Origin of the sequence: Nonomuraea sp. MG754425, from assembly GCF_021699195.1 — a bacterium.
Lineage (GTDB): Bacteria > Actinomycetota > Actinomycetes > Streptosporangiales > Streptosporangiaceae > Nonomuraea.
On sequence record NZ_SSXE01000204.1, the window covers coordinates 1 to 18407 of the forward strand.

Genomic DNA, 18407 nt, shown 5'->3' on the forward strand with positions numbered 1-18407 from the left:
GGTCCACGGGCCCGCTGCGCTCTCGGCCCGGTGGACCTCGTAGCCGGTGTCGCCGGTGGCGTTCCACGTCAGCGTGACGGACGGGGTGGCGGTGGCGTCGATCGCGGCGACGGTCAGGCCGGTGGGGGCGGTGGCGGGCCCGATCAGCACCGCGTTCACTCGGCCGTCCTGGCCGAAGCCCAGGTTGAGCTGCCCGTCGGAGACCCGCGCGGTGCCGGTGTAGTCGCCGTACGCGCCGGTGCTCGCGGTGATCGTGGTGCGGTTCTCGCCCTCGACGCTGAGCGTGGTGATGTTGGGCGCGATGGCGTCCCCGGAGAGCACGGTGAGCTCGTACTCCCCGTCGGGGACGTCCACGGCGAAGCCGTACGCGGCGGAGACGGTGAAGTCCCGCGTCACCGGGTCGGCGGTGCCGCGGTCGCGGAAGCCGACCGTCCGGTCCAGGCCGTAGCCCAGCTCGGGGGTGTGCAGGGTGGTGTGCGCGACGCGCGTGTAGCCCTCGGCCAGCGGGCTGGTGGTGGAGCCGAAGTCGAACCTGAGCCCGGGGGCCGGGTCGAGCGGGGCCGTCACGGCGGGGGCCGCCGTGACGGTCGGTGCCGGGATGGTCGATGCCGGGACGGCCAGGGCCGTGACCGCGGCGGCGATGAGTGCGAGCCTCACAGGCGTGCTCCCTGCCGAGTGATCCTAGGTAGACAACGTTCTAACGGCTGGGAAAGCGCTTGCCAAGGCCCATGTTCGCCACGGGTGAGCGGGCTACGCCCCGGCGGACAGACGCCCGCGGAACTCGGCCGTGGCGCTCTGGACGATCCGGTTCAGGTGCTCCAGTTCCTCTTCCGACGGCTCCCTGCCGAGCTGGACGCGGATCTGGAAGTCGTCGTCGTCCAGGGTCACGTCGAGCTCGGCCAGCAGGTCGCGCGGCAGCCTGCCGATGACGAACTCGCGGAACGCCGCGGCCAGCGCCCCCCGCACGTCGCCGCACCCGCAGGAGTGGCCCTCGGCGATGGCGCCGAGGTGGCCGCGGCCCTGGATCGCGTCGGGGTGCGCGACGTCGAGCGTGGACAGGCCCGCCTCGACCATCTCGCGGGCCTCCGTCAGCCGCTCCTCGTGCTGCAGGAGGAGCCCGAGCGCGACGCGGGCGCGGCCGAGCAACTCGGCGTCGCCGCCGAGACCGGCCTCCGTGACGGCCTCGCGCAGGCGGTGCTCCGCCTGCGCGGCCTGGCCGGCGGCGGACAGGGCCAGGCCCCAGTTACGCAGCACCTGGGCGCGCAGGTCGTGCCGGCCGAGAGCGTCCGCCCTGGTCAGGGCCTGCGCGTAGGTTCGCAGAGAGCCTTCCGTGTCGCCGGCGTCGTCCTGCGCCCTGGCCAGGCCGAGCGTCGCCATGAGCGCGTCCTGCGCCCGGCCCTGACGGTCGTAGGAGGCGAGCACCTTCCTGATCGCCTCCACCCGGCCCGTCTGGTCCCCGGCGTCGTGGCTGGTGTTGGCCAGGTGGGAGAGCGCGTTCAGGGTGACCTGGTGGTCGGGGCCGAGACGGGCCTCCAGGGCCGTGATCAGGCTGGTGAGCACGGGCCGCGCGGTCGCGGGGGCGTGCCGGGCGCGGGTCGTCACGGTGAGCGCGACCTGCTCGACGACCTCGTCCGGCAACTGGTCGAGCGCGGGGAAGACGGCCTCGCCGCCGCCCCCGGCCAGGACGACCTCCGCCCGCAGCGCCAGCGCGCCCGCGACCCGCTCGTGGCCGTTGCGCCAGAAGTTGCCGACCGCCTCCTCGACGACCTGCCGGGCCCCCGCGAGGTCGCCCCGCCGGAGCAGGACGTCGGCCAGCGGCTCCAGGACGTAGGCGTAGCCGGCATGCTCGCGGCCGTAGAACTCCTCCCGCTCCTGGAGGTTGCGGCGCAACTCGGTCTCGGCCTCGTCGAGCCGGCCGGCCATGGTGAGCACGGTGCCCAGGTTGAGCCGGTAGGTGAGGTGGTCCTTGTAGTACTCGCCGCGGCCGGGCGGCGGGTTGTCGCACGCGTCGCGGTAACACTCGGCGGCCCGGTCGAACTGGTTCGAGCTGAACAGGAGGTTGCCCAGGTCGCACTGTGTGGAGGCCCATTCGGGGCTGCCGTGACCGTGTGCCCGCTCGGCCGAGCGGAGCTCTTTCAGCATGAGCTGTTCGGCGTCCACCAGACGGCCCTCCTCCAGGAGGCCGTACGCGATGTCCAATGCCGTGGGTGATCCTGACATGGGCGGGAGTATAGGGATCATGGTCGGCGGATAAGGGGTGGTTGACCTGAGTGTCCGCTAAGCGATAAGTCCGTAGCTCTCTGTTACGAAGCGTGTGCAATGCGGAGTAGTGTCCTGGTCGTGCAAGGCAAAGAGCTGCGGAAAGGACGTTCCATGGGCAAGCGTCGTGTCGTCACCTCGCCGGTCGCCGTGCTGGCGGGAGCCGCACTGGCCGGAGGGGCGCTGCTGGGAGGGGGCGGTCCCGCCGCCGCGGCGGCGCGGGCGGGCGAGGCCCCCGCGTGCGTCGCCCGGGTGGTGGACGAGCAGTCCCAGGGCCTGATCGTCTGGCTGCGCAACGGGTGCGGACGGAGCGAGCGGGTCAAGGTCGTCATCTCGTGGGGCGCCGACGGTCCCTGCACGGCGCTGGCCGACGGCCAGTCACGCGAGTGGACCTTCAGGCTCGGCTCGTACGACAGGACGGTCACCTGCTGACCGCGCGGGCGGGGCGGGTGCGACCCCCGCCCGCGAGGGGGACTACCAGCGCTGGTGGACCTGCGGGCGGATGAGATCGTGGTAGACGTCCCGTACGGCCGCCAGCGTCGCGGGGTCCAGCGGCGCCACCCTGTCCGCGGCGGCGTTGGCCGTGGCCTGGCCCGGGTTGCGGGCACCCGGGATCACCACCGAGACGCCCTCCTGGTCCAGCACCCAGCGCAGCGCGAACTGCGCCATGGTGACGCCCTCCGGCACCAGCGGGGCCAGGCGGCGCACCGCGTCGAGCCCGGTGGCGAAGTCCACGCCCGAGAACGTCTCCCCGACGTCGAACGCCTCCCCGTGCCGGTTGTAGGTGCGGTGGTCGTCGGCGGCGAACGTCGTGTGCTCGTCGTACCTGCCCGACAGCAGGCCGCTGGCCAGCGGGACCCGGGCGATGACGCCCACCCCGGCGGCGCGGGCCGCGGGCAGGACCTCCGTGAGCGGCTTGAGCCGGAACGCGTTGAGGATGATCTGCACCGTCGCCACCCCCGGCCGGGCGATGGCGGTCAGGGCCTCCTCGCAGGTCTCCACGCTGACCCCGTACGCGGCGATCTTCTTCTCCGCCACCAGCGTGTCCAGCGCGTCGAACACGGCGTCCGAGGAGTAGACGGGCGTCGGCGGGCAGTGGAGCTGGACCAGGTCGATGGTGTCCACGCCCAGGTTCCGGCGCGAGCGCTCGTTCCAGGCGCGGAAGTTGGCCAGCACGTAGTTCGCCGGGACCTGCTCCATCCGGCGGCCCATCTTGGTGGCCACGGTGAGCCCCGGGTGCTCCTCGGCGAAGCGGCCGACGATCTGCTCGCTGCGCCCGTCGCCGTACACGTCGGCGGTGTCGACGAAGCTCACGCCCGCCTCGACCGCCGCGCGCAGCGTGGCGACGGCCTCGTGCTCCGTCACCTCGCCCCAGTCGGCGCCGAGCTGCCAGGCGCCGAGGCCGACCACCCCGACCCGGCGTCCGGTACGTCCCAACACCCGCTGTTCCATCTGTCCACCTCACAGGTAAGTGCCCGACCGGCACCAGTGTCCCGGATGGCGGCGGGCGCCGGAAACCGGGAGGTGAGCGAGTCGCGGACGCCGCACGTACGCTGAGTGTCATGATTCGTCCTGCCACACCCGCTGACGTGCCCGAGATCGTCAGCATGATCAACGAGCTCGCCGAGTACGAGAAGGCCGCCCACGAGGTGCGCGTCACCGAGGAGCAGCTCCACGACACCCTCTTCCGTGAGCACCCCGCCGCCTTCGCGCACCTCGCCGAGGAGGGCGGGCGGACGGTCGGCTTCGCGCTGTGGTTCCTGACCTTCTCCACCTGGCGCGGCACGCACGGCATCTACCTGGAGGACCTGTACGTGCGCCCGCAGCACCGCGGCGGCGGCCACGGGGTGGCCCTCATGCGGGAACTGGCCGGCATCTGCGCCGAGCGCGGCTACCAGCGCCTTGAGTGGTCGGTGCTCACCTGGAACGAGCCGTCCATCGCCTTCTACGACCGGCTCGGCGCGGTCAGCCAGGACGACTGGTACCGCTACCGGCTCGCCGACGAGCCGCTGGAGCGCCTGGCCGCACCGCGCGGCTGAGCGGCCGTGCGCGGCCCGGAACGGCCGCGAAGAACGGCGCGAAGGCCCGCGAAACGAAAGGCCGGCCAGGACGCGCGAAATCACGCAGGTCACGTACGGTGACGTGACCTGCGTGACATATTCGCGCTAAACGCCGGCGTGCGATCTGGCCCGCGCGCCCTCGTGCTCGAACATCTCCCCCGACGGCTCTTCGAGGTCGCGGTGCGTCTCCTCCAGCCGCAGCGCGACACCGAGCGCGAAGAACGTGGGAGCCCATTCACCGATGAAGATGCCCCACCGGTCGGCCCGGTCGAGCCCGGCCTCCTCGGTGCTTCGCGACAATAGCCAGGTCCCGAAGGACAACCCGATCGAGGCCAGCCCCGCGGCGTACATATGACCGGACTTCACGCCCATCTCATGCAGCTTTTTGATCATGTTTCCCCCCTTGCTGCAACTCCAGTTACCCCAGCGTCAGACAGGTAACCGATCATTACCGGGATGTTTCCGCTGTGACGGTTGTGCGGGGCTTGTTACCGAGGTGAATCACACGTAACGAGCGCACAGCCACGCACGGTCAAAGTGCGTAACGAGCGCTTCCTACCTTGAGGGCACGGATCGCCGAGCGTAGGAGAAGTCGATGGCGCGCTGGATCGCCGACTGGCACCCCGATGACCCAGCATTCTGGGAGAGTTCCGGCAAGCGCGTCGCACGGCGCAACCTGATCTTCTCGATCCTCGCCGAACACCTCGGCTTCACCGTGTGGACGTTGTGGAGCATCGTGGCGACCAAGATGGGGTCGTACGAGTTCTCCACCGACCAGCTCTTCTGGCTGGTCGCCCTGCCGAACCTGGTCGGCTCGGTGCTGCGGGTGCCCTACACCTTCGGGCCCGCGCGGTTCGGCGGGCGCACCTTCACCGTGGTCAGCGCGTTGCTGCTGCTCATCCCGGCGGTGCTGCTGAGCGTCGCGGTGAACAACCCGGCCACGCCGTACTGGCTCTTCCTGGTGATCGCGGCGCTGGCCGGCGTCGGCGGCGGCAACTTCGCCTCCAGCATGGCCAACATCACCTACTTCTACCCGCGCAAGCAGCAGGGTGTGGCGCTCGGCCTGAACGCCGCGGGCGGCAACATCGGCGTCAGCTCCGTCCAGCTCGTCATGCCGCTGGTGATCGGCTCGCTCGGGCTGGCCGCGGCCGGGTGGTTCTGGATCCCGTTCATCGTCGTCGCCGCCGTCTGCGCCTTCCTCTTCATGGACAACCTGACCAGCGCCAAGGCCGACCCGCGCGAGCAGCTCGCGGTCGCCGGCAAGGCCCAGACCTGGATCATGTCCTTCCTCTACATCGGCACGTTCGGCTCGTTCATCGGCTACTCCACCGCCTTCCCCCTGCTGAGCCAGAACATCTTCCCCGACGCCCCGTACGCCGTCGTCGCCTTCGTCGGGCCGCTGGTCGGCTCGCTCATCAGGCCCGTCGGCGGCCTGCTGGCCGACAAGCTCGGCGGCGCGCCCGTCACGCTGTGGAACTTCGCCGCCATGGGCGGCGGCATCCTGCTCGTCTGGCTGGCCAGCACCTCCGGCAGCTTCTGGCTGTTCTTCCTGGCCTTCCAGGTGCTCTTCCTCACCGCCGGCGTCGGCAACGGCTCCACCTACCGCATGATCCCGGCCATCTTCCAGGCCAAGGCCATCGCCGAGCGCGGCGAGAACGAAGAGAGCCTCATGTACGGCAAGCGCCAGGCCTCCGCCGCCATCGGCATCATCTCGGCGGTCGGGGCGCTCGGCGGCTTCCTCATCAACCGGGCGTTCGGCATGTCCTTCGCCGCGGCCGGCACCCCGGCCCCCGCCTTCCTCGCCTTCGGGGTCTTCTACCTGTCCTGCCTGGCCCTGACGTGGTGGTGCTACACCCGCAAGGTCGGCGCCAACACGGTGGCGAGCCTCGCTTATGCCCGGGTCTGACGTGGCGACGAAGACGCACTGCCCGTACTGCGCCCTGCAGTGCGGCATGGAGATCGGACCCGGGCTCGCCATCGGGCCCAGGACCGACATCCCGGCCAACGCCTCGGGGGCGCTGTGCCAGAAGGGCTGGACGGCGGGCGAACTGCTCACCAACGGCCGGCGGCTGACCACCCCCCTCCTGCACGGCGAGGCCGTGGACTGGGACGTCGCGCTCGACCACGTGGCCGACCGGCTGGCCGCCATCCGCGCCGAGCACGGCCCCGACGCCGTGGCCGTGTTCGGCGGGGGCGGGCTGACCAACGAGAAGGCGTACTCGCTCGGCAAGTTCGCCAGGGTGGCGCTGGGCACCAGCCAGATCGACTACAACGGCCGCTTCTGCATGTCCTCGGCCGCCGCCGCCTCGATCAGGGCGTTCGGCATGGACCGGGGCATGCCGTTCCCGATCACCGACCTGGACGAGGCCGACGTCGTCCTCATCGCCGGCGGGAACGTCGCCGAGACCATGCCCCCCTTCGTCCGGCACCTCGACGGGCCGCGGCTGATCGTGATCGACCCGCGCCGCACCCAGACCGCCAAGCTGGCCTGGCTGCACCTGCAGCCCACCCCCGGCACCGACCTGGCCCTCGCCCTCGGCCTGCTGCACCTCGCCATCGCCGACGACCTGGTGGACGAGGAGTACGTCGCCGCCAGGACCACCGGCTTCGACGAGGTGCGCACCTCCCTGTCGTCCTGGTGGCCCGAGCGGGTCGAGCGCGTCACCGGGGTGCCCGTCCACCAGATGCGGCAGGCCGTCAGGGCGCTCGCCGCCGTCGGCAAGGCGTACATCCTGACCGGACGGGGGGCCGAGCAGCACGCCAAGGGCACCGACACCGTCACCGCGTTCATCAACCTCGCCCTCGCCCTCGGCCTGCCCGGCAGGCACGGCTCCGGGTACGGCTGCGTGACCGGCCAGGGCAACGGGCAGGGCGGCAGGGAGCACGGCCAGAAGGCCGACCAGCTCCCCGGCTACCGCAAGATCGACGACCCCGCCGCCCGCGAGCACCTGGCCGGGATCTGGGGCATCCCGGCCGAGGACATCCCCGGCCCCGGGCGGTCGGCGTACGAGCTGCTCGACGCCCTCGGCACCCCGGACGGGCCGCGGGCGCTGCTGCTGTTCGGCTCCAACCCCATCGTCTCCGCCCCCGCCGCCGACCACGTCGCCGCCCGCATCGGCGCCCTCGACCTGCTCGTCACCTGCGACTTCGTCATGTCCGAGACCGCGGCCATGGCCGACGTCGTCCTCCCCGTGACGCAGTGGGCCGAGGAGAGCGGCACCATGACCAACCTCGAAGGCCGCGTCCTGCTGCGCCGCCGCGCCGTCACCCCGCCGGAGGGCGTCAGGAGCGACCTCGACGTCATCGCCGGGCTGGCCGGACGCCTCGGCCACACCTTCGAGACCGACCCCGCCGCGGTCTTCGACGAGCTGCGCCGCGCCAGCCAGGGCGGCCCCGCCGACTACTCCGGCATCACCTACGAGCGCATCGCGAACGAGACCGGCGTGTTCTGGCCCTGCCCGGCCCCCGGGCACCCCGGCACGCCGCGCCCGTTCCTCGACCGGTTCGCCCACCCCGACGGGCGCGCCAGGTTCACGCCCGTCCAGCACCGGCCGGCCGCCGAGGAGCCCGACGCCGACTACCCCGTCTACCTGAGCACCGGCCGGGTGCTCGCCCACTACCAGAGCGGCGCCCAGACCCGCAGGATCGCGCCGCTCGTCGAGGCCGCCCCCGAGCCGTTCGTCGAGCTGCACCCGGACCTGGCCGAGCAGCTCGACATCGCGGCCGGGGACGTCGTCCGGGTCAGCAGCAGGAGGGGCGAGGGCAGGGCCGTCGCCAGGATCAGCGACGCCATCAGGCGCGACACCGTGTTCATGCCCTTCCACTGGGAGGGCGCCAACCGGCTCACCAACCCGGCGCTCGACCCGACGTCGAGGATGCCGGAGTTCAAGGTCTGCGCGGTCAGGGTGGAGAGGGACTCATGAGGCTCGTCGTCGTGGGCAACGGGATGGCCGGGTCGCGGCTGGTCAGCGAGGTGCGCGCCCGCGATCCGCAGATGCGGATCACCGTGTTCGGCGCGGAGACGTGCCGGCCGTACAACCGGGTGCTGCTGTCCAACGTGCTGGCCGGCAGCTCCCGCCCCGAGCAGGTGCGGCTGCTCGACCCCTCCTGGTACGACGCCCACAACGTGCGGGCCGTCTTCGGCAGCGCGGTCGCCCACATCGACAGGGAGACCCGGCACGTCGTCACCGCGGACGGCCGGCGCGAGCCGTACGACCTGCTCGTGCTGGCCACCGGCAGCGACGCCGTCGTGCCGCCGATCCCGGGCGTCGGGCGGGCCGTGCCGTTCCGCACGCTCGACGACTGCGAGCGGATCATCCGGGCGGCCGGGAGCGCCCGGCGGGCCGTGGTCATCGGGGGCGGCCTGCTCGGCATCGAGGCCGCCCGCGGCCTGGCCGGGCGCGGCCTGCCGGTCACGCTGCTGCACCTGGCCGGCCACCTGATGGAGCGGCAGCTCGACGTCGAGGCGGGGGAGGTGCTCGGCGAGACCCTGAGCGGGCTCGGCGTCGAGATCCGCACCGGGGTGTCCGCCTCCGGGGTCGAGGAGGACGGCGTCCGGCTCGGCGACGGGGAGCTGGTCGAGGCCGACCTCGTCGTCCTGGCCTGCGGCGTGCGCCCGGTGACCGGGCTGGCCGCGGACGCCGGCCTGGAGGTGCGGCGCGGCGTCGTCGTGGACGACGAGCTGCGCACCGACGACCCGTCCGTGTTCGCCATCGGCGAGTGCGCCGAGCACGACGGCGTCGTCTACGGCCTGGTCGCGCCGGCGTGGGAGCAGGCCGCCGTGGCCGCCGACGTGATCACCGGCGGCAAGGGCCTCTACCGCGGCTCCCGGCTCGTCACCCGGCTCAAGGCCAAGAGCGTCGAGCTGGCCGCCATGGGCGAGACCCAGCTCGGCGAGGAGCAGGCGGAGGTGGTGCGCTTCAGCCACCGGGCCCGCGGCACCTACCGCAAGCTCGTCATCCGCGACGGCCGCCTGGTCGGCGTGATCCTGCTGGGCGAGAGCGACGCCGTCGGCACGCTCACCCAGCTCTTCGACCGCGGCGGGCCCGTGCCGGGCGACCGCGCCGGGCTGCTGTTCCCCGGGCTGTCCTCGGCCCCGGTGGCCGACAGCCCGACGCTGATGCCCGACGCGGCCCGGGTCTGCCAGTGCAACAACGTGACCAAGGGCCAGATCAGGGCGTGCTGGGAGGCCGGAGCCCGGGACGTGGCCGCCGTGGCGCTGGCCACCAGGGCCACGACCGGATGCGGAACGTGCCGCGACGCCGTGGAGGGCATCGTCGGCTGGCTGTGCGAGCAAGAAGGGGTTTCTGTATGACCAGGATCGTCGTCGTCGGGTACGGACCGACGGCTCACCGGCTCGTCGAAACCCTGGCGAGCAAGGGCTTCGACGGCACCGTCACCGTCATCGGGGAGGAGCCGCGACCGGCCTACGACCGTGTGGCGCTGACCTCGTACCTGTCCGGCACCACCGTCGAGGACCTCACCTACGAGGTGCCCGCCGGGGTCGTCACCAGGCTGAACACCCGCGTCACCGGCATCGACCGGCGGGCCGGGCGGGTCGAGCTGGCGGGCGGCGGCAGCGAGCCCTACGACGTGCTCGTGCTGGCCACCGGCTCCGCGCCGTTCGTGCCGCCGGTGCCCGGGGCCGAGCACGCGCACGTCTACCGCACCATCGAGGACCTCGACGCGATCAGGACGGCCGCCAAGGACGCCGTGGAGGGCGTCGTGGTCGGCGGCGGACTGCTCGGCCTGGAGGCCGCCGACGCGCTGCGGGCGCTCGGCCTGAAGACGCACATCGTCGAGATGAGCCCCTGGCTGATGCCACGCCAGGTGGACGAGGGCGGCGGCGCGGTGCTGAAGTCGCACATCGAGGGGCTCGGCCTGGGCGTGCACGCCGGGGCGGGCGTGCGGGAGATCGTGGCCGACGGCGACGGCCGGGTGCGCGGGCTGCGCACGCCCGACGGCACCGTGCTGGACGCGCAGGTGGTGGTCTTCTCGGCGGGCATCAGGCCGCGGGACGAGCTGGCCAGGTCCTGCGGGCTGGAGGTCGGCCCCCGGGGCGGCGTCGTGGTGGACGCGGGCATGCTGACCTCCGACCCCGCGATCTACGCGGTCGGCGAGTGCGCCCTGGCCGGCGGCATGGTGTACGGCCTGGTCGGGCCGTGCAACACGATGGCCGAGGTGGCGGCCGACCGCATCACGGGCGGCTCCTCGGCGTTCGAGGGCGCCGACCTGTCCACCAAGCTCAAGCTGCTGGGCGTCGAGGTGGCGCAGTTCGGGGCCATGGAGGGGGCGCTCGACGTCACCTACATGGACCCGGTGGCCGGCGTCTACAAGAAGCTGTTCATCAGCGACGACGCGCGGACGCTGCTCGGCGGCATCTGCGTGGGCGACGCCTCGCCGTACACGTCGTTGCGGCCGTTCGTGGGCAGGGAGCTGCCGGCATCGCCGTCCGACCTGCTGTTCAGCGGGGCGGGCGCGCAGCTCGACCTGCCGGACGAGGCGCAGGTCTGCTCGTGCAACAACGTGTGCGCGGGCGACATCCGCACGGCCGTCGCCGACCAGGGCGCGACCGACGTGCCCGGTCTCAAGGCGTGCACGCGGGCCGGCACGAGCTGCGGCAGTTGCGTGCCGATGCTCAAGCAACTGCTGGAGAAGTCGGGCGTCGAGGTCAGCAAGGCGCTGTGCGAGCACTTCACGTACTCGCGGGCGGAGCTGTTCGACATCGTCCGGGTGCGCGGCATCACGACCTTCTCCGAGCTGATCAGCCGGCACGGGCACGGCAGGGGCTGCGACATCTGCAAGCCGGCGGTGGCCTCGATCCTGGCCTCGCTGCACAACGGGCACGTGCTGGAGGGCGAGCGCGCCGCGCTCCAGGACACCAACGACGCCTTCCTGGCCAACATCCAGAAGAACGGCACGTACTCGGTCGTGCCGCGCATCCCCGGCGGCGAGATCACGCCGGACAAGCTGATCGTGATCGGCGAGGTGGCCAGGGACTTCGGCCTCTACACCAAGATCACCGGCGGGCAGCGCATCGACCTGTTCGGGGCCCGGGTCGACCAGCTCCCGGCGATCTGGCAGCGGCTGGTGGAGGCCGGGTTCGAGTCGGGGCACGCCTACGGCAAGGCGCTGCGCACGGTGAAGTCGTGCGTCGGCTCGACCTGGTGCCGCTACGGCGTGCAGGACTCGGTGGGCATGGCGATCGCGCTGGAGCTGCGCTACCGGGGCCTGCGCTCGCCGCACAAGCTGAAGTCGGCCGTCTCCGGCTGCGCCCGCGAGTGCGCCGAGGCCCGCTCGAAGGACTTCGGCATCATCGCCACCGACCAGGGCTGGAACCTGTACGTCGGCGGCAACGGCGGCTTCAAGCCCCGCCACGCCGACCTGCTCGCCCACGACCTGACCACCGACGAGCTGATCAGGACCATCGACCGGTTCCTGATGTTCTACATCCGCACCGCCGACAGACTGCAACGCACCGCCGCCTGGCTCGAGTCGCTGGACGGCGGACTCGACTATCTCCGCGAGGTGATCATGGAAGACTCCCTGGGCATCTGCGCCGACCTGGACGCGCAGATGGACTACCACATCGCCACGTACGCCGACGAGTGGGCCGCGACGCTGGACGACCCGGAGAAGCTGAGCCGGTTCGTGAGCTTCGTCAACGCGCCCGGCGTGCCCGACCCGTCGATCGTGTTCGCCAGCGAGCGCGGCCAGATCAAGCCGGTGATGGCCCGATGAACTGGACGACGATCTGCGCCTTCGAGGCGCTGCCGCCGGAGCGCGGCGTGTGCGCGCTGGTCGAGGGCGCGCAGGTGGCGATCTTCCGTACCTACGAGGACGAGGTGTACGCGCTCGGCAACCTCGACCCGTTCAGCGGGGCGTACGTGCTCTCGCGCGGCATCGTCGGCACCCGGCTGGGGGAGCCGACGGTCGCCTCGCCGCTGCACAAGCAGGTGTTCTCGCTGGCCACCGGGCGCTGCCTGGACGACGCCTCGGTGTCCGTGCCGCGTTACGCCGTACGGGTGGGCGTCGGCGGGCACGTGGAGGTCAGCCTCGAACAGCGGGTGGAGGTCGGCGTCTGACAGCCGTGACGTGAGACGGCCCAGGTCGCGTGGCGCGGCCTGGGCCTTCCGGCGTGCGGGCCGGGGCTAGCCGTTCTGTCCTGTGCTCGCCTCGACCGGTGGGTAGGCGTGCGTGCCGCGATGGGCCGCGGGTAGCACGCAGCGACGTCCGGACTCCATGTTCTCGCAGCGTTCTGCGTCGTCGCGCTGGGGGAGGGGTGCGGGATTCGTCCTGGTTTGCGGCACTGGATTGACGCTATCGGCGCTCCTGTGCGGGCTGGTATCGGTGCGGCAACGATCGCGGCTCTGACCGGTCTCTCCAATACGCGTGAAGCGATTCCGTGAGAAATATCCGGACGAGGTAAAGGGGTCGTGCGAAGTGCATAAACCGCGCATTCGCCGCCGACCGGCGCGGGCATCAAAGCGGCCATGAGCAAGATTTCTCATCGCAGGGCACTCCTGCTGGCCGCGATCGTCCCCGCCCTCCTGGTCGCGGGCTGTTCCGCGGGGAACAACACACAGGCGATGAAGGGCGCGGCGAACGCGCCCACCGACATGGACTCCATGTCTCCGGAGGAGAGCGGGATGGAGTCCCCGGAGACGACGGAGACCGGCGAGGCGTCTCCGTCGGAGACCGGCGCGGGAGGCGAGGCGCAGACGGCCGTCCAGGGCTTCTTCACCGCGCTCAAGTCGGGCAACCTGGACCAGGTCGTCGGCTCGTTCTCCGACGACGCGATGGTCGCGGTGAACGGCCAGGCCACCGCCGAGGGCAGCTCGGCGATCCGCACCCTGTTCCAGAAGCAGCTCCAGGGCAACGGCATGGGGCAGGCCACGCACAAGATCGAGGAGTCGCGGCCGCTCGGGGACGAGGACGCGTCCGTCTTCGCGACGAGCAAGCAGGGCAACGACAACTTCCGCGAGCTGTTCGTCCTCATGAAGGACGGCGGGGCGTGGAAGATCTCGCAGTTCATGAGCAACAAGGGCGCCTGAGCGGCTCAGGTTTTCCGCACGGCCCGTGAAGGGGGCGACGGGGGCGGCCGGATCGCGGGCGATCGGCCGCCGCCTTTGCGTCGGGGGTGGTGCCGGAAACCGGCTCGGCCGGTGGCCGTCGTGCGATTAAGGCGCGGTCGGGGTGCGGTGAATGCGCGATTGGCGCGCATTGAATCCGGAAATATGCGTTTTTTGTGGTGCGGTTGAATTCTCGGCCGACGGTTATTGTCGCGTGCCGTTCCTGACGATGGGGCGCCTTCGGCATGAGTGCCGGGAACCTCGGGGCGGGCTCCGGTGTATCCACACCGGAGGTGGTCCCATGAGGCAGATCATGGTCGTGCTGGCTACGGTGGCCGCGTTGTTCGCCGGGAGCGTCCCGGCCGCGGCCGCCGGGGCGTGGGCGGTGACGTATCTGGATCCCGTGCCGTCCCGGTTCGCGGGCGGGCAGTCGTACGCGCTGGGGTTCTGGGTGCTGCAACACGGCACCCATCCGTTCGAGGGGAAGATGGATCCCGTCGGGCTGCGGCTCACGAAGGCGGGCGGCGAGGTCCTGGAGTTCGCCGGGACGCCGCTGCCCGAGGCGGGGCACTACGTGACGTCCGTGGTGGTGCCCGAGGGCGTGTGGAAGGTGGCGGGCGTTCAGGGGCCGTTCGAGCCGTACGAGGTCGGGACGCTCACCGTCCCCGGCTCCCTGCGGATCGACCCGGTGCCGGAGAACCTGGCGGACACGTCCTCCGGGGTCGAGGACTTCTGGGGTGCCGTGCGCCCGCCCGGCTTCGCGCCCGGCAAGGGGACCGTCTCGTTCGCGACGCCGTCGGCGCCTGCTCCCGTGTCGGCTCCCGTGGCGGCCACCGCGCCGACCCGGCCGGATGGCGTGCCCGCGTACATGCTGCTGCCGGCCGCCGCCGGTGGCGCGGTGCTGGCGTGGGCGGCGCTGCGCCTGCGCGGGAGGCGGCGCGAGGAGGAGCCCGGCCCGGATCGCCCGTCGGCGGACACCATCGTCATTTCTGGGTAGGGACGGGACAGACCGCCGGGGTACGCCCGCGACGCCCTTCTCTCCCGAGCGGCGCGCGTCGCGGGTGTATCCCGGTATCCGTGTCCGGCGGGGGTGAAGGTGTCGTGGGTGCGGTGTTGTGGCTGGTAGGGGTGCTGGCGGTGGGGGTCGCCGGGGTGTACGCGGCGTCCGCCGTCCTCTCGCCCCGCGGCGTGGCCGGGAGCGGGCCCTTCCTGTCGGGGGCGTGGCCGAGGGAGCACGCGATGTCCCGCTTCCACGTGCGGTGGTACGCCGTGACGCTGGTGTTCCTCGCCTTCGACATGGAGATGGTCTTCATGTACCCGTGGGCGGTCGTCGTGGCCGAGGTGGGGGCCATGGCCGTGGTGGAGATGTTCGCCTTCCTGGGGTTGTTGCTGGTGGGGGTGCTGTACGCCTGGCGTGAGGGGGCGTTCCGGTGGGCGTGAGGGAGTGGCTGCTGCGCCAGGCCGCCCTCCGGCCGCGGCCGCTCGTCGTGGGCTGCCCGTACGGCACCCGGGCGCGGCTGCTCGTCGAGGCGGAGGCCGATCGGCGTGGATGGGTGGCCGCCGCGGCCCCGGCGGAGGCCGGGCTGCTGGTGGTGTGCGGGGCCGCCGGGAGCGAGATCGGGCAGGCCGTCGAGGTGGTGTGGGAGGCGGTGCCCGCTCCGCGCGTGCTGGTCGAGGCGGCCTCCGACGCGTCGGCGGGCGCCGTGCGCCGGGCCCTCGACGACGCCGTCGCGGAGCTGGCGGCCGGTGGCCTCGACGGCGGCGCGCGCCACGGGGACGCGGGGCGTCCGGTGGCCATGGCCGGGCGGGGCCGGGACCGGGACGGGCTGACGCTCGATCGGCTGCACGTGCCGCTGGGGCCGGTGCTGGCCGACTGGCCCGCCGGGCTGGTCGTCGAGACGGTGCTGCAGGGCGACGTGATCCAGGAGGCCGTCGTGCGAGCCGCCTCCGCCGGTGCGGACGGGGTGAGCTTCTGGGACCCGCCCCGCCGGGACGAGACGGACCGGGACGAGACGGACCGTGACGAGACGGAGCGGCGCGAGGCGGCCCGGTGCCTGGACAGCCTCGGCCGGTTGCTGGCCGTGGCCGGATGGCCGGGTGCGGCCCGGGAGGCCCGGCGGCTGCGCGACCGGCTGCTCGCCGGGGCCGCGCCGGCCGGACTGCGGCGCGACTGCGAGCGGTTCGCCCGGCGGGTGCGGCGGTCGAGGGTGCTGCGGTGGATGCTGCGCGGGGTCGGCCCGGTCGAGGGCCGCGCGGGCGTGCCGGAGCGGCTGCGGGGTGACGCGCTCGACCGGGCGTACGGCTGGCTGGACACGCTCCCGTCCCCGCTGCCGGACGACCCCGCGCCCGCGACGCAGAACGGCGGCTCCCGCCACGACGGCGATCCCGGCGGGGCCGGGGCGTGTGGTGGTGGTCAGCGTGTGGATCGGGTCGTGGGGGCGGATGGTGCGGACGGGGTGGTGCTCGGGTTGCTGGCGGGGTTGCTGGTCGGGGCCGAGTCGGCCGTGGCGCGGTTGATCGTGGCGAGCCTCGATCCCGACCTGGACCGGCTGCCCGCGAGCGCGGCGGTGCGCCGTGGATGAGGGGACCGGTGCGGCGGCGGTGTCGCTGGTCGTGTCGCTGGCGGTGCTCGCGTACGGGGCGGCGGCCCTCGACGCCGGGCTCGGCGGGGCGAGAGGGGCGGCCGGCGCGCCGTTGCGGGAGGCGGCCCGGCTGCTCGTGCAGGGCAGGCGGCGCACGCTGGTGCCCGACACGCTGCTCGTCCGCACCGGCACGGTGCTCCTGCCGCTCGCCGCGCTCCTGGCCGCGACCGTGCTGCCCGCCGGCGACCGGCCGGTGCTGGACTCCGGCGTCGGGATCGTCTGGTTCAACGCCATGGAGGTGTGCGTCTGGGGCGCGCTGTGGCTGGTCGGGTGGGGCGTCAACTCCGTGTACCCGCTGATCGGCGGGTACCGGTTCCTGGCCCAGGGCCTGAGCTACGAGCTGCCGCACATGTTCGCGCTGATCACCGTGGCGCTCGGGGCCGGGTCGCTGCGGATCGCGGACGTGGTGGCCGCGCAGCGCGAGGTGTGGTTCGTGGTCTGGATGCCGGTTGCGTTCGTCGTCTACCTGGTCTCGGCGCTCGCGATGGCCTTCTGGGGCCCCATGGGGGAGCCGGTCGGGCGGAACGTGGCCGGTGGGGTGCCCGCCGAGTTGTCGGGAGCCGACCGGCTGGTGTTCGCGGCCGGCCGGTACGCGCTGCTCGTCGTCGTGGCGGCCGCCGCCGTGCCGCTGTTCCTGGGCGGCGGGGCCGGGCCGGTGCTGCCCGGCTGGGCCTGGACGGCGGTCAAGACCGTGGCCGTGCTGGGCGGGCTGGTGCTGGTCGGGCAGCGGGTCCCGGCCGTGCGGATGGATCGGTTCACCGAGTTCGCGTGGGTGGTGCTGATCCCGCTCACGCTCCTGCAGACGCTGGTCGTCGCGATCGTGGTGCTGCCGTGAGCACCGCCGTGGGGTTCTGGACGCTGGCCGTGCTGGCCGTGGCCGGCGGGGCGGCGGTGTTCGTGGTGAACTCGATGGCGCGGGCCACGTTCGCGCTGCTCACCTCGCTGCTCGCGGTGGCCGGCACGCTGCTGCTCGTCGATCTCGGCTACGTCGGGGTGCTGGTCGTCCTGATGATGGTCATGGAGATGCTGGTCATGGCCGTCTTCATGATCATGTACATGATGAACCCGGCCGCTGGCGCTCATGGAGCGGAAGATGCCGGTGATGATGGTGATCGGGATGGCCATCCTGGCGACGATGATCTCCACCGTGGTGCTCGCCACCCACCGGGGACGGTACGACCGATGACCCTCCAGAGCTTCCTGCTGCTCGCCGCCGCGCTGTTCTCGATCGGCCTGTACGGCGCGCTGTCCCAGCAGTCGATCGTCATGCTGATGATGGGCCTGGAGCTGATGATCAACGCGCTGATCGCGGCCGGCGGGGCGTTCTGGTACTACGTCGCCCCGCACAACGCCGACGGCCAGGTCCTCGTGCTGGTGGCCGTCACGGTGATGGCGCTGGAGATGGCCATGGGCTTCGCGGTCACCACCGCGATCTTCCGCGCCCGCGACGTGGATCTGACCGACGAGGCGGGAGACCTGAAGGGGTGAACGCGCTGCTCCTGTGGCTCCTGCCCGGCCTGCCCCTGGGCGCGGGCGGGCTGCTGCTGCTCGTCCGGCGCTGGGCACGTCCCGTGGCGATCTCTGTGGCGGCGCTGACGCTGGGGCTCGCCGTGCACGCCGCCGTGACCAGGCCCGCCGTGGCCGTCCGGCTGCTGCTCGGCGAGGGGGCGGCCGTGGACGGGCTGTCGGCGGTCATGGTCGTGACGGTGGCGGCGGCGGGGCTGGCGGTGCTGGTGTTCGCGGCCGGGGAGCCGCTGGGGGCCCGCTTCCACGGGCTGATGCTGATCTTCCTGGGCGCGATGCTCGTCACCGTGACGGCCGGTGACCTCGTCCTGCTGCTGATGGGGTGGGAGGTCATGGGCGCCATGTCGTACGCGCTCATCGGCTACCGGTGGCGCGACCCCGGGCGGGTGCGCTCCGGCGCGGTCGCCTTCCTCACCACCCGCGCCGGTGACCTCGGGCTGTACTTCGCGGCGGGCGCGGCCCTGGCCGGAGGCGGCGACCTGGCTCTGGGCGGGCTGCCGGGGCTCCCGCCCGGCTGGCGGGACCTGGTCGCGGGCGGGATCGTGCTGGCCGCGCTGGGGAAGTCGGCGCAGCTTCCGTTCTCGTACTGGTTGTCGCGGGCGATGGACGGGCCGAGCCCCGTCTCGGCGCTGCTGCACTCGGCGACCATGGTGGCGGCGGGCGCGTACCTGCTGCTGCGCGCGCAGCCGCTGCTCGCCGCCACCGGGTGGGCGGCAGCGCTGGTGACGTGGACGGGGGCGGTGACGGCGCTGCTGCTCGGGGCGGTGGCGGTGGCGCAGCGGGAGCTCAAGCAACTGCTCGCCGCCTCCACCTGCGCGCAGGTCGGGTACATGGTGTGCGCGGCGGGGGCG

The 18407-nt window shown here is 72.6% G+C and carries 18 protein-coding genes; 14 read left to right on the forward strand and 4 right to left on the reverse strand.

Annotation, left to right across the window (positions count from 1 at the left end):
- Together FAF44_RS44005 and FAF44_RS44010 are read right to left on the reverse strand one after the other, a co-directional pair.
- Window positions 1-657, reverse strand: a 657-nt coding sequence (locus tag FAF44_RS44005) for a hypothetical protein (RefSeq protein ID WP_237109365.1), incomplete at its 3' end; no start/stop codon positions are given.
- Window positions 658-750: 93 nt separating this feature from the next.
- Window positions 751-2220 (reverse strand): tetratricopeptide repeat protein, encoded by a 1470-nt coding sequence (locus FAF44_RS44010; RefSeq protein ID WP_237109366.1) that lies wholly within the window; start codon window positions 2218-2220, stop codon window positions 751-753.
- 153 nt (window positions 2221-2373) lie between these two features.
- Between FAF44_RS44010 and FAF44_RS44015 the strand changes: the two genes are divergently transcribed.
- The gene (locus FAF44_RS44015) at window positions 2374-2691 is read left to right on the forward strand and encodes a hypothetical protein (RefSeq protein ID WP_237109367.1); all 318 of its coding nucleotides are present in this window, start codon (window positions 2374-2376) and stop codon (window positions 2689-2691) included.
- Between the two features lie 42 nt (window positions 2692-2733).
- Here FAF44_RS44015 and FAF44_RS44020 read toward each other — a convergent pair whose 3' ends face one another.
- Window positions 2734-3711, reverse strand: a complete 978-nt coding sequence (locus FAF44_RS44020) for an aldo/keto reductase (RefSeq protein WP_237109368.1) — start codon at window positions 3709-3711, stop codon at window positions 2734-2736.
- A 110-nt stretch (window positions 3712-3821) separates the two neighbouring features.
- Between FAF44_RS44020 and FAF44_RS44025 the strand changes: the two genes are divergently transcribed.
- Entirely contained in the window at window positions 3822-4298 is a 477-nt protein-coding gene (locus FAF44_RS44025; protein WP_237109375.1) for a GNAT family N-acetyltransferase, read from the forward strand.
- 126 nt (window positions 4299-4424) lie between these two features.
- On the opposite strand, the gene FAF44_RS44030 is transcribed toward FAF44_RS44025, so the two are convergent.
- A complete protein-coding gene (locus FAF44_RS44030) occupies window positions 4425-4712 on the reverse strand; it encodes a hypothetical protein (protein WP_237109377.1) in 288 nt (95 codons plus the stop codon).
- Between the two features lie 202 nt (window positions 4713-4914).
- On the opposite strand from FAF44_RS44030, the gene FAF44_RS44035 reads away from it, so the two are divergent.
- The 12 genes from FAF44_RS44035 to FAF44_RS44090 form a co-directional block, all read left to right on the forward strand.
- Window positions 4915-6225 carry an MFS transporter gene (locus FAF44_RS44035; RefSeq protein ID WP_237109379.1) on the forward strand — a complete coding sequence of 437 codons (1311 nt, stop codon included), beginning with the start codon at window positions 4915-4917 and terminating at the stop codon, window positions 6223-6225.
- A complete protein-coding gene (locus tag FAF44_RS44040) occupies window positions 6212-8242 on the forward strand; it encodes a molybdopterin oxidoreductase family protein (RefSeq protein WP_237109381.1) in 2031 nt (676 codons plus the stop codon). Before FAF44_RS44035 ends, FAF44_RS44040 begins: the two co-directional genes overlap by 14 nt.
- Window positions 8239-9633 carry an FAD-dependent oxidoreductase gene (locus tag FAF44_RS44045; RefSeq protein ID WP_237109383.1) on the forward strand — a complete coding sequence of 465 codons (1395 nt, stop codon included), beginning with the start codon at window positions 8239-8241 and terminating at the stop codon, window positions 9631-9633. Before FAF44_RS44040 ends, FAF44_RS44045 begins: the two co-directional genes overlap by 4 nt.
- On the forward strand, window positions 9630-12059 hold the full coding sequence (gene nirB, locus FAF44_RS44050; RefSeq protein ID WP_237109385.1) for a nitrite reductase large subunit NirB: 2430 nt from the start codon (window positions 9630-9632) through the stop codon (window positions 12057-12059). The genes FAF44_RS44045 and nirB overlap by 4 nt, the downstream gene beginning before the upstream one ends.
- A complete protein-coding gene (gene nirD / locus FAF44_RS44055; RefSeq protein ID WP_237109387.1) occupies window positions 12056-12403 on the forward strand; it encodes a nitrite reductase small subunit NirD in 348 nt (115 codons plus the stop codon). Before nirB ends, nirD begins: the two co-directional genes overlap by 4 nt.
- A 408-nt stretch (window positions 12404-12811) precedes the next feature.
- Window positions 12812-13372, forward strand: a complete 561-nt coding sequence (locus tag FAF44_RS44060; RefSeq protein WP_237109389.1) for a nuclear transport factor 2 family protein — start codon at window positions 12812-12814, stop codon at window positions 13370-13372.
- Window positions 13373-13691: 319 nt separating this feature from the next.
- Window positions 13692-14387 carry a hypothetical protein gene (locus FAF44_RS44065; protein ID WP_237109391.1) on the forward strand — a complete coding sequence of 232 codons (696 nt, stop codon included), beginning with the start codon at window positions 13692-13694 and terminating at the stop codon, window positions 14385-14387.
- A gap of 104 nt (window positions 14388-14491) precedes the next feature.
- A complete protein-coding gene (locus tag FAF44_RS44070; RefSeq protein ID WP_237109392.1) occupies window positions 14492-14830 on the forward strand; it encodes an NADH-quinone oxidoreductase subunit A in 339 nt (112 codons plus the stop codon).
- Window positions 14821-15972, forward strand: a complete 1152-nt coding sequence (locus FAF44_RS44075) for a hypothetical protein (protein WP_237109393.1) — start codon at window positions 14821-14823, stop codon at window positions 15970-15972. Before FAF44_RS44070 ends, FAF44_RS44075 begins: the two co-directional genes overlap by 10 nt.
- Window positions 15965-16867, forward strand: a complete 903-nt coding sequence (locus tag FAF44_RS44080; protein ID WP_237109394.1) for an NADH-quinone oxidoreductase subunit H — start codon at window positions 15965-15967, stop codon at window positions 16865-16867. Before FAF44_RS44075 ends, FAF44_RS44080 begins: the two co-directional genes overlap by 8 nt.
- On the forward strand, window positions 16864-17520 hold the full coding sequence (gene nuoK / locus FAF44_RS56130) for an NADH-quinone oxidoreductase subunit NuoK (protein WP_237109395.1): 657 nt from the start codon (window positions 16864-16866) through the stop codon (window positions 17518-17520). Before FAF44_RS44080 ends, nuoK begins: the two co-directional genes overlap by 4 nt.
- Window positions 17517-18407 (forward strand): proton-conducting transporter membrane subunit (locus tag FAF44_RS44090; protein WP_308193489.1); only part of this gene is annotated, 891 nt, incomplete at its 3' end. The genes nuoK and FAF44_RS44090, both read left to right, overlap by 4 nt.

What these genes read in the sequence shown, in the direction of transcription:
- FAF44_RS44010 (WP_237109366.1), bottom strand. Translation starts at nt 2,220, where the DNA reads ATGTCAGGATCACCCACGGCATTGGACATCGCGTACGGCCTCCTGGAG.
- FAF44_RS44015 (WP_237109367.1), top strand. Translation starts at nt 2,374, where the DNA reads ATGGGCAAGCGTCGTGTCGTCACCTCGCCGGTCGCCGTGCTGGCGGGA.
- FAF44_RS44020 (WP_237109368.1), bottom strand. Translation starts at nt 3,711, where the DNA reads ATGGAACAGCGGGTGTTGGGACGTACCGGACGCCGGGTCGGGGTGGTC.
- FAF44_RS44025 (WP_237109375.1), top strand. Translation starts at nt 3,822, where the DNA reads ATGATTCGTCCTGCCACACCCGCTGACGTGCCCGAGATCGTCAGCATG.
- FAF44_RS44030 (WP_237109377.1), bottom strand. Translation starts at nt 4,712, where the DNA reads ATGATCAAAAAGCTGCATGAGATGGGCGTGAAGTCCGGTCATATGTAC.
- FAF44_RS44035 (WP_237109379.1), top strand. Translation starts at nt 4,915, where the DNA reads ATGGCGCGCTGGATCGCCGACTGGCACCCCGATGACCCAGCATTCTGG.
- FAF44_RS44040 (WP_237109381.1), top strand. Translation starts at nt 6,212, where the DNA reads ATGCCCGGGTCTGACGTGGCGACGAAGACGCACTGCCCGTACTGCGCC.
- FAF44_RS44045 (WP_237109383.1), top strand. Translation starts at nt 8,239, where the DNA reads ATGAGGCTCGTCGTCGTGGGCAACGGGATGGCCGGGTCGCGGCTGGTC.
- nirB (WP_237109385.1), top strand. Translation starts at nt 9,630, where the DNA reads ATGACCAGGATCGTCGTCGTCGGGTACGGACCGACGGCTCACCGGCTC.
- nirD (WP_237109387.1), top strand. Translation starts at nt 12,056, where the DNA reads ATGAACTGGACGACGATCTGCGCCTTCGAGGCGCTGCCGCCGGAGCGC.
- FAF44_RS44060 (WP_237109389.1), top strand. Translation starts at nt 12,812, where the DNA reads ATGAGCAAGATTTCTCATCGCAGGGCACTCCTGCTGGCCGCGATCGTC.
- FAF44_RS44065 (WP_237109391.1), top strand. Translation starts at nt 13,692, where the DNA reads ATGAGGCAGATCATGGTCGTGCTGGCTACGGTGGCCGCGTTGTTCGCC.